This is a genomic window from Bacillus sp. T17B1 (assembly GCF_026796395.1).
Taxonomy (GTDB): Bacteria; Bacillota; Bacilli; order Bacillales; family Bacillaceae; genus Bacillus; species Bacillus spizizenii_A.
The window spans coordinates 92,296-107,043 of sequence record NZ_JALAYA010000008.1; the positions used below are offsets into that span (position 1 = coordinate 92,296).

Consider the following 14,748-nt stretch of genomic DNA (forward strand, 5'->3'; position numbering starts at 1 on the left):
CAAGTTTCGTTCCTCATACTCTACGAGGAATGATGGTCGTTTATGGTTAATTATTCTGCGCATCTCTTATTCTGGTTGTATAGCGTTTATTTCACATCATATGTAAAAAACACTAATTCCTTATGTACGAGAATCATTATACCATCAAGTTTCGACAAATTAGCGATAAATTTTATTACATTTGTGTTTCAAACAGATGTCAAGTCGCACATCATTTGTCATTTTTCTTAAACGAGTAAAAAAACTGTCGATATTATTTTCTTAATATAATCTATCAAACAAAAAAGAGTCGATTTGTATAATCGACTCTTCAAAATATTCTATTCTAGAATATCATCAATATATTTCACATATTTCGTCAAAGTTGCCGGAGAGATGCCAAATCGGGCCGCTGTGTCTTTTTTCGTGTCATGCTTGCCGTGGGCTTCTTTCCAAATATAACAGATCGCCGCTGCCAAGCCTCTCTCATTCTTCAAAGGAGCAGCTGCACGGATTTGCTGGATGACATGGAACACCCAGCAGCTCATGACTTCTGTTTTCATCTCTTCTTGTTCAGCTTGCTCCAGTAATTTGACGGTTTGATAGGCGAAACGTGCATCCTCTGAAACGTCAGCCGCCGCGGAATCTCCATTCAAAAGCAGCTTAACAAAATGATTTTCGAATGGAGCGGTAATTCTCTTCGAGCGTATCACCGCTTCAAGATGCTCCGTTTCTCCCTTTGTGCTGCTGATATAATAGGCAGCGAGACGCTGTTCCACGGATGAAGGAAGAGCTTCCCTCCGCTCAATCCATGGAGCAGGGCGGTCTTCACCGGGATATTGCGACTCGACTTTTCTCCAAATCGTCTCGGCAAATTCAGTATGTCCCGTAAAATAAGCGGAGCACGAGAGCCAGTAAAAGAATGTATCGTCACCTTCAAAGCTGGTTTTATATAATGATTTGAGCCATTTATATCCGATCTCGTAACGGCCGACAAGCGCCAAAGTGGCTCCCAGTTTATAGCGCTGTTCCAATAGCATCGGATATACATTAGAAATCTGGTCACTCAATTCCGCCACTTTTTCGTCTTCTCTTTCATAATAGTAGAAAACGAGAAGATTGCATAAAGCGTGAAGATTTCCTTCATTATGACGGAGCACTTGATAAGCAGTTTGCTTCGCTTTTACGATGTTGCCTGAATAGAAGTAGGCAAGCGCCAGATTGTTGTATGCTGACCAAAGCTCTGGATATTCTGCTGTGATTTCCTCAAGCGCCGCAACCGCTTCAGCAAGCTGGCCGCTTTCCAGCAATGACTTTGCCCGATCCTGTTTCATCAGCAGTTCATCCTGATCATACAACGAATCCTCAAAGCCGCCGTCTCCTAAATCGAGCAATTCAAGCAGACTATCGTTTTCCTCGGCGAATTCACCGTCCGGATCCGCATCTGAATAAGCGGCCGCTTCTTTATAAGCTTCTTGAAAGAGTCCCAGATGGGCAAAGTTATTCGCTTTAAAGTAATGGCACTCCGGCATTTCGTCCTCCAGATTTGCCATGATATAATCAAGAAGATCGTTCGACTCTTGATACTGGCCCATTTCTGAATAAATGACCGCAAGCTGCGATAGCATCTCAGAATCATCCGGCTCCAAATGAACCGCGCGCTGAATCAGTTTGCTTGCCCGCTTCAAATTGCGCTCTTTATACGCTTTCAAGCCTTTATGAAAAAAATATTGTCCATCTTGAAGCAGCTGGACAATTTGTGCGTGATTTTTATGTTCAGAAGTGTGTTTTCCCACAACTACCCTCCGTTTTATACAATATTACCGTCAGTAGTATACCATAAATCATAAGCCCCTCAATAGTTCAAAAGGAAGGATTGGGAAAATCCCTCCGCTTTTTACTGGCTGATTCGACCAAGATTTACCCGGCTTTGTTTTCTAAATCCGCGTTCATTTTCAGCTGTTGTTCAGCAAAATCCCTATAAAGATCATGGGAAGCCATTAATTCGTGATGTGTACCACGTCCGGTAATTTCTCCTTTTTCAACAAACAAAAGCTGGTCCGCGTCTACAACAGTAGATAAGCGGTGGGCGATGACAATCGTTGTGCGGCCCTCCATCAGCACCTCCAGCGCCTGCTGAACTGATCTTTCAGACTGGCTGTCGAGGCTTGAGGTGGCTTCATCGAGCATAAGAATGCTCGGATCTCGAAGAAGCGCTCTCGCAATTGCGATTCTCTGTCTTTGTCCTCCTGACAGCATAATGCCGCGTTCGCCCACCTCTGTATCAAGCTGATTCGGCAGTTCCTTTATAAAATTGAGCGCATATGCCATCTCCGCGGCTTTTTCGATCTCGGCATCCGTAACATCACGTTCTAACCCGTAGCAAATATTTTCTCTGATTGTTCCTGCCATTAACGGGCTTTCCTGCGATACATACCCAATGTGCTCCCGCCACGATTCAAGCGAGTAAGTATCAACTGGATCGTCCCCCAGCCGGATGGTCCCTGCAGTCGGAGTATAGAAACGCTCCAGCAGCTTAAACAGTGTCGTTTTCCCACCGCCGCTCGGGCCGACAATCGCTGTGACTTTCCCTGCTTCAATGACGGCGCTGATCTCTTTCAAGATCAGCTGATCAGGCTTATATCCAAAAGACACACGATCAAGCTGAATAGGCAAATGCGCGTTTTCGATTTGTTTTCCTGTGACTGTATCTTCCTCTTCCTCAGCTAAAATCTCAATCATTCGTTCTGTTGCACCGATTGATTTTTGGAGTTGTGTGAAGAACGTGGTAATCTGGCCCATCGGCATAATAATTTGAAACAAATATAAAATAAAAGCCACGAGCGCTCCGGCGGTAAGCTCACCTGATGACACCTGCATGCCGCCGTATCCGATAACTGCCACAAGCGCCGCCATTAACACGAGTGAGATGAGCGGGCCGACAAGCGACTGAACCTTTGCTTCACGCACGCCAAGTTTAAATAATGAAGAAATCCCCATCTTCCCGCGCCCATATTCGACATCCTCCGCATTTGAAGCCTTGACGAGTCTGATTTCCGGAAGAATTTGGTTCAGCAGTCCAGTGAAACGGGCTGTTTCATCTTGCGTTTCCCGTGAAATGGAGAACATCTTCCGGCCAATCGGTATTAAAATAAGAGCTGCCAGCGGAACGACAACTAACACTAGCAGTGTCAGCTTCCAATTCATAATAAACAAGATTGTCAGTGATCCAATAACAGAAATGATCCCTGTAATAAATCCGCTGATATGGGTTGTAATCAGTTCTTTGACCACCATCGTATCATTCGTTACACGGCTGACTGTTTCTCCGGAAGCGTTTGTATCGAAATATGAGACAGGAAGCTTAATTAATTTCTTCCATAATAAATCCCGCAGTCCGGAGATAATTTTTTGCCCATTATAGTTAAGTGCATAGGTGGCATAAGCGCTTAAACCGGCCTGAACGAAAAAAACTAGCGCGATCAGCCCGATTTGCATGCCTGACAGATTTGACATGGAAAATCCGTCGACAAGCTGCTTCGTTAATAATGGAATCAGCAGGCTGACCAGTGTGGTCACAATACTGAGGGCCAGCGCAAAGGCAAGCTTTCCATAAGAAGGATTGGTCTTCTTTACTAATGCAAAAAAGGGTTTCAATTTACTTTTAGATTTTTGTTGCTTGGTTGGCATATATGTTTCCTCCTGTTTCAGCGTTCAGAAAGGTGAAATGGCATAGCAAAAGGATGATTTTTACTCTTTCTCAATCATATCAATGGAGAGAGACTTTTTCAGTATATTTTTGCCGTGATAAAAATAAAAATCTCCTACTCACTGTTTGAATAGGAGATTTTTTATACTAGACATCTTGAACAGGCTTCTTTTTTCTGTAAGTCAATGTCACATCCTGCTTTCGCAGGTCTTCAATCATCATTTTGTACCGGTCAACTTTTGCAGTATGTTCTTCTTTTATCATTTGAAGTGCAGCCTTGCGTTTTTCGCTTTTTGATTCAAGCTCTTCTTTTATTTTTTTGACAATCAACCCTTTTTTTCCTTTGATTTCCTCTTTTAGCGAAGACTCAAATTTCTTTGTCAGGCTGAGAATGTCGTTGATCGGTTTATTGAGGCTGCATGCTTTCCCCTTCATTTCGTCTTGGGTAAGAAACATATAGGTGGTTGATACAATTTCTGTTTCACTTTCTGAAAATATGGAAGTCACTCTTCATATTCCTCCTAAGGCTGAAAATCAAATAACTGGGAAATCATTTCTTCTTTTTCAAACAGCTTTTCAATACTCTCGCGGATGTTTTTGATGAAATCTTTTTTTTCTGTTGCCTGTTTTTTTAATTCAGCAACAATTCCATCATTAGCAGGGAGCGCACCTGTGTGGAACGATTCATGAACTGAGATTTTCTCCAATTTATCGAATGTGTGATTGTAACTGGCTGCAAGCCGGAATTGAAGATCGAAGGCATAATGCGAAGGATTTTCTTCCATATGATGAATAGCCGTGATGATCGCCTGTTTTTTGTCTGCGAAGTCTTCATCAATTTCCTGACTGTAAACCTTCTGGTACTTAGAAATCGCATCTTCCATATCTTCAACGATCTTCATACCGTTTTGATAGATTCTGACGGCTGATGAGAGATTGACTTGAATCGTTTCTCCCGATCCGCTCTTTCCTGAAAAGTAAATATCGGAGCCTTTATAGCTAAAGCCTTTTTCCTTTGATAATGCGTTCAGCATTTGAACGATGCTGTGGCCGTCGACGATGAGCTTTAATGCGTCTTTTGTTTCTGTGTCGAGTGTTTCTAGTGCAGCCTTTAATTCTTTAACACTCCCTACTAACTCACAGACATAATAAACAATTGTAACTACATTATTAGTAGAAAGTGCGTATTTTAACTGTTGATATTGAATTTCTATATCGCCTATCTTATTATTAACAATTTTCAACTGTTTTTTAATACTCTTCTTTTGTGTCTCATCAATATAACCATTCTCTTTAAGCTGATCCACAAATGTCCCGCTATTATTCAAGATAGTATGAAAGAATTTGATAAAGGCCGGCATTTTTTCCCCGATATTCTTAACCATTACCTGTATATCACCAAATCGGTCTTTCACTATTTTCCCTTTCTCCATATTTCCATCAGCACTAAATATACTGCCGACAAGCTCTGCATCTATACCGGTTGAAGCCAAGACAAATCCGTTTAGCCCACCTTTTTTATAGTCATCCGAATACTTTCGCAAAAAGGTTTGGATAGAGCGGACTTCCTCATCGGGAATATTATCAATAATGCTTCTGATTCCTTTGACATCCGTGTTTGTATCTTTCATCTTTACATCGCCAAATGTAATAAAATCAGCCTTTCCGCTAACGCCATAAAGCGGGTCATCTTTGGAGATGCGTTGGGTGATGTTTGCTGTGACGCCTTTGTCACTGTAGTATTTGGTGATTGCTTTTTTTAGCTGCTCACGTGGGAGCTCTTTAAGTTCTTGACGACTAAGTTCATATTTGTTCAATAGAAAATCCACCAATTTTCTATCAGCTAATAATAGTTGGTCGATATTTATTTGCGCTCCATTTACGCCATATACTTCATCAAATTCTCCATCAATTAACTGGGCTAATACTTGGTTATTATTGGCAAGAGAATGTCCTAACGCAAATGTTCTCAATTCCTCGGAATTACCTGCTTTTTTCTTTGAGATCTGTATAAACTCTCTGGTAGCTCTGTATTGGTTATCATCAATACCTAAAAACAAACCAAAGAAATTATAAGACCAATCTGCGTTATCAGCACTCCCTTCAGAAATAATATGAAGCTGCTCTATATCATTATTCTTATCTTTTATATAAATTGCTGTACCATCATAACCAGAATCTTTAATCTGTTTATCTATGTTCTTATTTTCTTGAATAAGTTCATATGAAGTATATATATCTATTTCTTTCGGAAGTTCAGAGTTTGTTTCTTCTTTATAAATCCTCCGTACTTCAGCTATAAACTCTTCCTTGGCTTTTTTTACTTTTTCTAGATTGTCCGATGCAAACTTTTCTTTATAGGCATACTCTAAGTTAATTAAACGGAGCTTTACATTCTCATTTCCGAAAACATTCTTATTGTCCATCTCTACCCTCCTTCTTATTTCCTAAAAAGGTGATAGAATTAATTAGAGTATCAGTTCTTTCTCTTGCTTGATCTTCATTCAAGGTACAGGGTTTATCATCTTTTTTACAACGAACTATAAAAGAATATACTATTCCCAAGTACTCTTCATCACTAGATTTTATATATCCAAAATAACGAAAGGAATAATTGTATTTACGATCACTGTTTTTAAAAGTGCTTTTTTTTGATGCTGTATAGAGTGTTTTCCCATCAGCTTTTTCTTTCTTAAAATCTCCTTTGTAACCATTCTCATTACTAATTTGGTGCAGCATTGTCTCTGGATTATTAATAAAAGAAGATTTGTTATAGTAACTAATTTGTGCATCTAAAAGTATATTTGATTTTTCATTATAGCTTTGAAACCCTATCGATTCGCTATTCTTTCCATTTGATGTAGAATAATCAGGAAGATACTCCCCGTCCTTCGGAAACAACATCCTAAATCCTTTCAACTTAGACTCCAGCAAATAATACCCAGGCTCCTCTTCTTTCGTTGACACCATGTACTCTCTCATTTTCTCATCCTGAAACGCCGGAACCTGCGGCAGGTCTTTTGGATCCAAGTCTTTTGGTTTTACGGCTTCTGTTTTATTGTCATTTGTGCTGTTTTTATCATTGTCGTTCATACTGCATCCTCCTGTCAGGGCCAGTAATAAGCTGAAGCAAATAAAGATAATCTTTTTCATTACGAACCTCCACGGGTTTTGTGAGAATAGTATTCTATTTTTATTCTGAAAATAATTCTATTGACCTGGTTAATGAGTGATTCATTTATCCTTTTCCATGTTACAACATGGCGGAATTTGGATAAATAGGAGATCCGACTTGGTTTTGATCTCCTTTTATTAACTAATCATGCAAAACACCTCATGAACATCTAAATACCTATTACTTTTTTCACAAAACAAAAGAGCCGTTATCATTCGGCTCTTTACTCTTACTATTCAGAATGGCGTTTTTTCAATACGTCAAGCACATCATCCAGCGGCAGCGCTTGTTCTCTGAGCAGGACAAGCAGGTGATACAGCAGGTCCGCCGCTTCCCATTTGAGTTCCTCGTGGTCTCGGTTTTTCGCGGCAATAATCACTTCGGATGCTTCTTCACCGACTTTTTTCAAAATCTTATCGACGCCTTCACGGAAAAGGTAGGTGGTGTAAGCTCCTTCAGGCATTTCCGCTTGGCGTTCCCCGATCACGCGCTCCAGCTCGTTCAGGATGTCAAATCGGCCTGCAGCCTGTTCTTCTGTTTGTTCCTTTGTAAAACAGCTGTAGCTGCCAGTATGGCATGCCGGACCGGACGGTTCTACGAGCACGATCAAAGCGTCTTGGTCGCAGTCATACCGGATGCCCTTAACGGATTGCGTGTTCCCTGAGGTTTCTCCTTTATGCCATAACGCTTGGCGCGATCGGCTGTAAAACCATGTTTCTTTCGTTTCCAGTGTTTTTTCATACGATTCCTTGTTCATATAGGCAAGAGTCAGCACTTCTTTGCTTGCCGCATCCTGCACGATAGCGGGAATTAACCCATCCTCGTTAAAACGCAGTTCATCTGCCTGTTTCATCTCATATTCACCCCGTGCTCTTTCAAGTATGATTTCACTTCTTTAATCGACGTTTCTTTATAATGAAAAATAGAGGCGGCCAGCGCGGCGTCGGCTTCTCCTTTTGTAAAAGCCTCGAGCATATGCTGCGCGTTTCCCGCTCCTCCCGAGGCGATAACAGGTACGGGGACAGTTTCAGAAACAAGCTTTGTCAGCCTGTGATCAAAGCCTTTTTTCTCACCGTCAGAATCCATGCTTGTCAGCAATATTTCTCCTGCGCCCCGTTTGACGCCTTCTTTTGCCCATGCTGTGACTTCCCAATCTGTTTTCTTTCTGCCGCCGTGCGTGTAGACCTTATATGTGCCAGATTCCTGGTCATACTTGGCATCGATGGCAAGCACGATGCATTGAGAACCGAAAAACTCGGCTCCTTCTGTAATCAGCTCAGGGCGGAGAACAGCTGCCGTGTTCACCGACACTTTGTCCGCTCCGGCACGCAGAATCGTTTTCATATCACTGAGCTGATTAATGCCGCCGCCGACTGTAAACGGGATCGCAAGCTTCGCGGCAACCTGCTCTACCACGTCAACCATCGTTTTGCGTCCTTCATGCGAGGCTGAAATATCAAGAAAAATGAGTTCATCCGCGCCTTCCTGATCGTACACTTCTGCGAGCTCAACTGGGTCACCGGCATCCTTTAATTCAAGAAATTGTATTCCTTTGACAACGCGTCCTTCTTTGACATCAAGGCATGGAATAATCCGTTTTGTGATCATCTGCGCTTCACCCTTTCAAGCGCCTCGCTCAGCGTAAACTGATTGGTATACAGCGCTTTTCCTACAATCACACCAGAAACGCCGTCCGCCTGATAGCAGGCGAGGGCTTCGAGATCCTCGACGGAGCTGACGCCGCCGGAAGCAATCACAGATTTTCCCGTTTCCTTTGCAAGCTCGACCGTGCTTTCAATATTTGGGCCAGACAGCATTCCGTCTGTCGCGATGTCAGTAAAAATAAAGACTTCCGCTCCTTCATTGGCAAGCTCTTTACCGAGTTCAGCTGCCTTCAGGCTTGATGTTTCCAGCCATCCCTCTGTTGAAACAAATCCGTTCCTCGCATCCAATCCGATTGCAATGTTCTCGCCATATTGTTTCAGCATTTTTTTGACAAACGGAGGGTTAGAAACAGCCGAGCTTCCCAGGATTACCCGATCGACTCCTGCTGATAAGTATTCATAGACGTCACTTTCGGAACGGATTCCGCCTCCGATCTCGACTTTCAGGTCCAGCTTTTGGGCAATCTCGATCACATGGCGGTCATTTACTCTTTTTCCTTCTTTGGCCCCGTCGAGATCAACAAGATGGATCCATTCGGCACCCTCTCTTGCAAATAACGAAGCCATGTCGTACGGTGAATCGCCGTATATCGTTTCCTTATTATAATCTCCTTGGACAAGACGGACACATTTGCCGTTTCTCATGTCAATTGCCGGATATAATGTAAAAGCACTCATTTTTTCACCTTCTGTTCTGCTGCCATTTTTGTAAACTGGGTTAAGATGGACATTCCGACCGAGCTGCTCTTTTCCGGATGAAATTGGGCACCGAAGACGTTCCCTTTTCCGACTACTGCAGGCACCCGCACTCCATAATCAGCGCTTGCCAGAAGCGCGTCCTCCTCTATCCCGTCAATGTAATAAGAATGCACGAAATAAGCGTAGCCTTCCTCTGTTTCAGCCAGCAACGGAGATTCGTTATGAAAGGAAAGGCGATTCCAGCCCATATGCGGAACCTTCAACTTGTTTCCTTTTTCATCTTCTGCTTTCAGCCTGACTGCTTTCCCTTTTAACAGCCCGAGGCCTGACGCGATCCCGTTTTCTCCGCTTTCATCAAATAAAAGCTGCATACCGAGGCAGATCCCGAGAAGCAGTCTTCCCTCTGAAACCATATCGTGAATCAATTGATCGAGCCTCGCGTTGCGCAAATTGTCCATCGCGTCTCCAAATGAACCGACTCCCGGCAGAATGAAGGCATCAGCTTCTTTCAGCTCCTCCGGCTTTTCAGAAACAAAATACGGCACGCCGACACGCTCAAGCGCCTTTGAGACGCTGTATAAATTGCCCATTCCGTAATCTATCACGCCGATCATTTACAGCATCCCTTTCGTTGATGGTATCCCTTTAACACGCGGATCAATCGTAGTCGCTTCATCAAGCGCACGCCCCAGCGCTTTAAAAACAGCTTCAATGATGTGGTGGGTGTTTGTTCCGTAATGAACGATAACGTGCAGATTCATCCGTGCTTCAAGCGCCAGCTTCCACAAAAATTCATGTACAAGCTCCGTATCGAATGTGCCGACTTTAGCCGCAGGGAAGTCCGCACGCATTTCCAAGTGCGGCCGATTGCTTAAATCTATGACGACTTGAGCAAGCGCCTCATCCATCGGTACAAACGCCGATCCGTAGCGTTTGATTCCCTTTTTATCACCCAAGGCTTCGAGCAGCGCCTGCCCTAAGCAGATGCCGATGTCTTCGGTCGTGTGGTGATCATCTATATCAACATCGCCCTTTGCGTTAATCGAAAGATCGAATTGCCCGTGTTTCGTGAATAAATCCAGCATGTGCGTCATAAACGGTACGTCTGTTTTGATATCCGCTTGTCCCTCGCCGTCTATTGTAAATGCCAGCTCAATATCTGTTTCGTTTGTTTTTCTGGCGCGTTCCGCTATTCTCATCTTGAACTCCTCCGTTCTCTCGCTTCGATTGATCTGGCATGGGCTTCTAATCCTTCAAGTCTGGCAAAAGCCGCGATGCTATCGGCATGTTCTTCAAAGGCTGATTGGCTGTAAGAAATAATGCTCGATTTCTTTTGAAAATCCGTTACGTTTAATGGACTTGAAAATCTCGCTGTCCCATTTGTCGGAAGCACGTGATTCGGTCCGGCAAAATAATCTCCAACAGGCTCAGGGCTGTATCTGCCTAAGAAAATGGCACCCGCATGTTTGATTCTGCCAAGCAAAGCTTCGGGAGACTGTGTGATGATTTCTAAATGCTCCGGTGCAAGCGTATTGACAGTATCAATCGCTTCATCCATTGTATCCGCCACATAGATACAACCGTAATCACTCACTGAAGCGCCCGCTATTTCTCTTCGCGGCAAGGTTTTCAGCTGCTCGTTCACCTCAGCTGAAACCGCCTCGGCCAGCACCATGGAATTTGTGACAAGCACACACGAGCTGAGCTTATCGTGTTCCGCCTGTGACAGCAGGTCGGCTGCAATTTCGCTCGGAATCGCTGTTTCATCAGCCAGTACGACAATTTCACTCGGTCCGGCAATCATATCAATATCGACATCGCCGAACACCTCTCGTTTAGCAAGCGCAACATACATGTTTCCCGGACCTGTGATTTTATCTACCGGCTCAATGGTCTCGGTTCCGTACGCCAGCGCCGCAATCGCCTGAGCGCCGCCCATTTTGTAAATAGCTTTTATGCCGAGCTCAGCTGCAGCGACTAAAACCCCTGGAGACAGCTGACCGTCTCTTCCCGGAGGCGTCACAAGAACGATTCTATCCACACCCGCTGTCAGCGCCGGAATGACATTCATCAAAACAGATGAAGGATATGCAGCCGTTCCCCCTGGCACATATACGCCGGCGGAATCAAGCGCTGTCACTTTCTGCCCCAGCATTGTGCCGTCCTTTCTGTGATAAAACCATGAGGATTGCAGCTGTCTTTCATGATATTCTCTAATATTTTCGATGGCCTGCCTAATCACCTGAAGCAGCTGTGAATCCAGTAAGGTGTATGCTTCCTCAATTTCTTCTTTTGTGACGAGCGGGCTGTCTATTTCGATGCCGTCAAATCTCGCCGTATAGGTCCGAACCGCCTGATCACCGTTTGCTTTGACATCTTCAATAATGGATCGGACTGTTTTTCTTTGCTCTTCCGTGCCAGCATCTATAGACCTCTTCAGAGAAAGCCGTTCAGCGCCGCTGATGGTTTTGATCTTCATTTTGCCGTTTCTCCTTCCACAACGAGAGATAAGCGGGATGCCATTTCGTCAATCACATCGTCTTTCATGCGATAGCTTACCGGGTTGACGATAAATCGGGAAGTAATGTCGCAAATGTGCTCTGTTTCAACAAGCCCGTTTTCTTTCAGCGTCTGTCCAGTGGAAACGATGTCCACAATCCGGTCTGCAAGCCCAATAAGCGGTGCCAGCTCAATTGAACCGTTGAGCTTAATGATTTCGACTTGTTCTCCCTGTTCTCTAAAATAACTAGAAGCCACATTCGGATACTTTGTCGCAATCCTTGGCGCCACGCCGCTCCAGTCTGTATTCGGAAGCCCGGCTACTGCCAAGTGGCATTTGCTGATTTTCAAATCCAGTACTTCATATACATCGCGTTCCTCCTCCAGCATGACATCCTTGCCAGCAATTCCGACGTCTGCCACGCCATGCTCCACATATGTGGTCACGTCCATCGGCTTAGCTAATATAAAACGCAGATTTTCCTCCGGCACATCGATGATCAGTTTTCTCGAATCTTCAAACTCCTCAGGGAGCTTGTAGCCAGCCTGCCGCAGCAGCCCTGCCGCCTCTTCAAATATCCGGCCCTTTGGCATCGCCATTGTGAGTAACTTACCCATTTTGCTCTTCCTTTCTGGCACCGATGAAATAGGTGACATTTGCAAAAGATTTTGTCATCTGATCGATATTGTCAATACCTGATAAATCTTGAAGAACCACTTTATTCCCTTTCATACGTTCTTCATTCGCATAAGCGATGGCTTGCGCCCGTTGCTCTTTGCTGAAAATAACAGCGTAAATCTTACAAGGTTTATCCTTCATATGAAGCGCTTCAATCAGCCGGTCGACCCGAAGCCCGAAGCCAGTCGCAGGTGCAGGTGAATTAAAATGACCCAGAAGCTTGTTATAACGGCCGCCGCTTCCAATGACAAAGCCGACATCCTGGGCGTACACCTCAAATAAAATCCCTGTGTAATAGCTCATGTGGCTGACCATATTCAGATCAAGACGCACATTTTCCGTACATCCGTAATCCTCAAGAATGTCCCACAGCGCCTTCAGCTCATCAACCACGCTTTTTCCTTGTGCAGAATCGACGATTTCCTCAGCACGTCCGCAAACTTCTATGCCGCCCCGCAGTTCAAGAAGCTCAAGCAGCCTGCTTTTATCAATGGAAGAAAGCGGGAGAGACTTGACATGTTCTCTGTAGCCGACGTAGTTCTTCTCGAATAAAAACCTCCGCAGCACATCAGCGCGTTCAACGTTTCCGAGTACGTCAACAAACAGGGCATCCGCAATGCCAGCGTGTCCGATGGCAATTTTAAAGGAAGCAAGTCCGGCGCTTTTTAACGCGCCTATTACTAATGCAATAACCTCTGCATCCGCGCTCGTCGTGCCGTCACCAATTAATTCCACTCCGACCTGCTCGAATTCGGCGGGACGTCCGCCTTCGCGTTCCTGAGCCCTGAATACATTTGCCGCATAGCCTACCCTGAGAGGATGATCGTGTTTCAGAAGTTTTGATGCCGCAACCCTTGCAATCGGTCCTGTCATATCCGGGCGAAGCACCAACGTATTGCCGTCCTGATCAAGAAGCTTAAACAGCTGCTGCTCTTCAATCGCTGACTGTACGCCAACGGTATCGTAAAACTCCAATGTCGGCGTTTCCATAAATCGGTATCCCCATTTATCTATCAAATCGGTTAACGATTGCCTCACCTTTTTTTTCGTTTCATATAAACCGGGCAGTGTATCTCTCATACCGTGCGGTTTCTCAAACATAAACATTAACCCGAGCACCTCCATTGCATTGTTAGAAGGAAAATTCCGAATCCTTTAGTTCGCTAATATGATAATATGTTAGCAGATGAAAGAGTGAAAATCAATGCTTAACTTCAGTCAGGATATTTTTAGTTCGGATGTCCTCCTCCAAATTATGAAAAAATCATGAATAAATGATTAAAGGTACTTAATATCTCAAATTCTTTATGTTTGGCATGCTATAATACAAATCAAATAGAGAACAAGGAGATAAAGATGAAAACACTGCGAACTCTATGTGTACTGATCATTCTTTCAGGCGTCATTTTTTTCGGGCTTAAAATATATGCAAAAGATATAGATATTCCTTTTTTCAATCAAGATAAAAAAGAGGCTGAGAACGAATCAGAAACAGCTGCGAACAGCAAAAAGGAGCTGAAAGGAAACGCAGAACCACTTGATGTCGTCCTTTACAATCAGATGGACGCGCCTCGGCTCTATAACGGCTGTGAAGTAACAAGCCTTGCGATGGTGCTGAATTTCGCGGGATACAACGTGACAAAAAACACACTGGCTAACCAGATAGCCACAGTGCCTTTGACTTACAGCAGCGGATTAAAAGGTGATCCGAATGACGGATTTGTCGGAGATATGGAGAATGGACCGGGTCTCGGTGTCTACCATGGACCAATCTATCAGCTGGCGAAAACCTATGCCGGAGACAAAGTGTCTGATCTGACTGGAAAAAGCATTTCTGCTGTTTATGAACAGCTTGAAAAAGGCAATCCTGTTTGGGTCATTACAACCTCCAACTTTACGCCAGTTGACAACATGCAGACCTGGAAAACACCAAACGGAACCATTAATATTACGTACAGTGAACACAGCGTCGCCGTTACGGGATATGATGAAACCTATGTCTATCTCAATGATCCGTATGGATATAAAAACAGAAAAACCGACAGAACCAGCTTTGAAAAAGCGTGGGAACAGATGGGCAGCCAGGCCGTTGTGATTCAAAAATAAACAGCTGACAACCGTTCGTTTTGACAATACGTATGCTCTATCCTGAGCAAATACGACAATATTCACGCTTTTTGTTTCAATCGGTAATATCGATTCATTTTCCAGTTATCATCCAAAATTATCTTTACTTTCAGGCTGTCTGTTTTTATGATTGAAGCAGATTCAGCCTTGCCCCGATCTATGTGAGAGAAGCCGGTGCAGGACGCTGAAGCTTCTCTTGCAAAAATTAAAGCGATCC

The 14,748-nt window shown here is 43.9% G+C and carries 14 protein-coding genes; 1 reads left to right on the forward strand and 13 read right to left on the reverse strand.

Features of this window, described 5'->3' with window-relative positions:
* Window positions 1-320 precede the first annotated feature (320 nt).
* The 13 genes from MOF34_RS05440 to MOF34_RS05500 form a co-directional block, all read right to left on the reverse strand.
* On the reverse strand, window positions 321-1,775 hold the full coding sequence (locus MOF34_RS05440) for a tetratricopeptide repeat protein (protein ID WP_268398977.1): 1,455 nt from the start codon (window positions 1,773-1,775) through the stop codon (window positions 321-323).
* A 124-nt stretch (window positions 1,776-1,899) separates the two neighbouring features.
* Entirely contained in the window at window positions 1,900-3,669 is a 1,770-nt protein-coding gene (gene bmrA, locus MOF34_RS05445; protein WP_268398978.1) for a multidrug resistance ABC transporter ATP-binding protein/permease BmrA, read from the reverse strand.
* A gap of 166 nt (window positions 3,670-3,835) precedes the next feature.
* Window positions 3,836-4,195, reverse strand: coding sequence for a hypothetical protein (locus tag MOF34_RS05450; protein WP_268398980.1), 360 nt, complete (start codon window positions 4,193-4,195; stop codon window positions 3,836-3,838).
* 14 nt (window positions 4,196-4,209) lie between these two features.
* Window positions 4,210-6,114, reverse strand: coding sequence for a DUF6792 domain-containing protein (locus MOF34_RS05455; RefSeq protein ID WP_268398984.1), 1,905 nt, complete (start codon window positions 6,112-6,114; stop codon window positions 4,210-4,212).
* Window positions 6,104-6,841 carry a lipoprotein YvcA gene (locus MOF34_RS05460; RefSeq protein ID WP_268398987.1) on the reverse strand — a complete coding sequence of 246 codons (738 nt, stop codon included), beginning with the start codon at window positions 6,839-6,841 and terminating at the stop codon, window positions 6,104-6,106. The genes MOF34_RS05455 and MOF34_RS05460 overlap by 11 nt, the downstream gene beginning before the upstream one ends.
* 254 nt (window positions 6,842-7,095) lie before the next feature.
* A complete protein-coding gene (hisIE, locus tag MOF34_RS05465; RefSeq protein ID WP_019715834.1) occupies window positions 7,096-7,716 on the reverse strand; it encodes a bifunctional phosphoribosyl-AMP cyclohydrolase/phosphoribosyl-ATP diphosphatase HisIE in 621 nt (206 codons plus the stop codon).
* On the reverse strand, window positions 7,713-8,471 hold the full coding sequence (gene hisF, locus MOF34_RS05470) for an imidazole glycerol phosphate synthase subunit HisF (protein ID WP_268398991.1): 759 nt from the start codon (window positions 8,469-8,471) through the stop codon (window positions 7,713-7,715). The genes hisIE and hisF overlap by 4 nt, the downstream gene beginning before the upstream one ends.
* On the reverse strand, window positions 8,468-9,205 hold the full coding sequence (hisA, locus tag MOF34_RS05475; RefSeq protein ID WP_268398994.1) for a 1-(5-phosphoribosyl)-5-[(5-phosphoribosylamino)methylideneamino]imidazole-4-carboxamide isomerase: 738 nt from the start codon (window positions 9,203-9,205) through the stop codon (window positions 8,468-8,470). Before hisA ends, hisF begins: the two co-directional genes overlap by 4 nt.
* Window positions 9,202-9,840, reverse strand: coding sequence for an imidazole glycerol phosphate synthase subunit HisH (gene hisH, locus MOF34_RS05480; RefSeq protein WP_019715837.1), 639 nt, complete (start codon window positions 9,838-9,840; stop codon window positions 9,202-9,204). Before hisH ends, hisA begins: the two co-directional genes overlap by 4 nt.
* Window positions 9,841-10,425: an imidazoleglycerol-phosphate dehydratase HisB gene (gene hisB / locus MOF34_RS05485; protein WP_268398996.1), complete on the reverse strand. Its 585-nt coding sequence runs from the start codon at window positions 10,423-10,425 to the stop codon at window positions 9,841-9,843.
* On the reverse strand, window positions 10,422-11,705 hold the full coding sequence (hisD, locus tag MOF34_RS05490) for a histidinol dehydrogenase (RefSeq protein WP_268398999.1): 1,284 nt from the start codon (window positions 11,703-11,705) through the stop codon (window positions 10,422-10,424). Before hisD ends, hisB begins: the two co-directional genes overlap by 4 nt.
* Window positions 11,702-12,343: an ATP phosphoribosyltransferase gene (hisG, locus tag MOF34_RS05495; protein WP_003219799.1), complete on the reverse strand. Its 642-nt coding sequence runs from the start codon at window positions 12,341-12,343 to the stop codon at window positions 11,702-11,704. The genes hisD and hisG overlap by 4 nt, the downstream gene beginning before the upstream one ends.
* Entirely contained in the window at window positions 12,336-13,511 is a 1,176-nt protein-coding gene (locus tag MOF34_RS05500; RefSeq protein ID WP_268399001.1) for an ATP phosphoribosyltransferase regulatory subunit, read from the reverse strand. The genes hisG and MOF34_RS05500 overlap by 8 nt, the downstream gene beginning before the upstream one ends.
* A gap of 249 nt (window positions 13,512-13,760) precedes the next feature.
* Between MOF34_RS05500 and MOF34_RS05505 the strand changes: the two genes are divergently transcribed.
* A complete protein-coding gene (locus MOF34_RS05505; RefSeq protein ID WP_268399003.1) occupies window positions 13,761-14,510 on the forward strand; it encodes a C39 family peptidase in 750 nt (249 codons plus the stop codon).
* Window positions 14,511-14,748 lie beyond the last annotated feature (238 nt).

What these genes read in the sequence shown, in the direction of transcription:
- bmrA (WP_268398978.1), bottom strand. Translation starts at nt 3,669, where the DNA reads ATGCCAACCAAGCAACAAAAATCTAAAAGTAAATTGAAACCCTTTTTT.
- MOF34_RS05455 (WP_268398984.1), bottom strand. Translation starts at nt 6,114, where the DNA reads ATGGACAATAAGAATGTTTTCGGAAATGAGAATGTAAAGCTCCGTTTA.
- MOF34_RS05460 (WP_268398987.1), bottom strand. Translation starts at nt 6,841, where the DNA reads ATGAAAAAGATTATCTTTATTTGCTTCAGCTTATTACTGGCCCTGACA.
- hisIE (WP_019715834.1), bottom strand. Translation starts at nt 7,716, where the DNA reads ATGAAACAGGCAGATGAACTGCGTTTTAACGAGGATGGGTTAATTCCC.
- hisF (WP_268398991.1), bottom strand. Translation starts at nt 8,471, where the DNA reads ATGATCACAAAACGGATTATTCCATGCCTTGATGTCAAAGAAGGACGC.
- hisA (WP_268398994.1), bottom strand. Translation starts at nt 9,205, where the DNA reads ATGAGTGCTTTTACATTATATCCGGCAATTGACATGAGAAACGGCAAA.
- hisH (WP_019715837.1), bottom strand. Translation starts at nt 9,840, where the DNA reads ATGATCGGCGTGATAGATTACGGAATGGGCAATTTATACAGCGTCTCA.
- hisB (WP_268398996.1), bottom strand. Translation starts at nt 10,425, where the DNA reads ATGAGAATAGCGGAACGCGCCAGAAAAACAAACGAAACAGATATTGAG.
- hisD (WP_268398999.1), bottom strand. Translation starts at nt 11,705, where the DNA reads ATGAAGATCAAAACCATCAGCGGCGCTGAACGGCTTTCTCTGAAGAGG.
- hisG (WP_003219799.1), bottom strand. Translation starts at nt 12,343, where the DNA reads ATGGGTAAGTTACTCACAATGGCGATGCCAAAGGGCCGGATATTTGAA.
- MOF34_RS05500 (WP_268399001.1), bottom strand. Translation starts at nt 13,511, where the DNA reads ATGTTTATGTTTGAGAAACCGCACGGTATGAGAGATACACTGCCCGGT.
- MOF34_RS05505 (WP_268399003.1), top strand. Translation starts at nt 13,761, where the DNA reads ATGAAAACACTGCGAACTCTATGTGTACTGATCATTCTTTCAGGCGTC.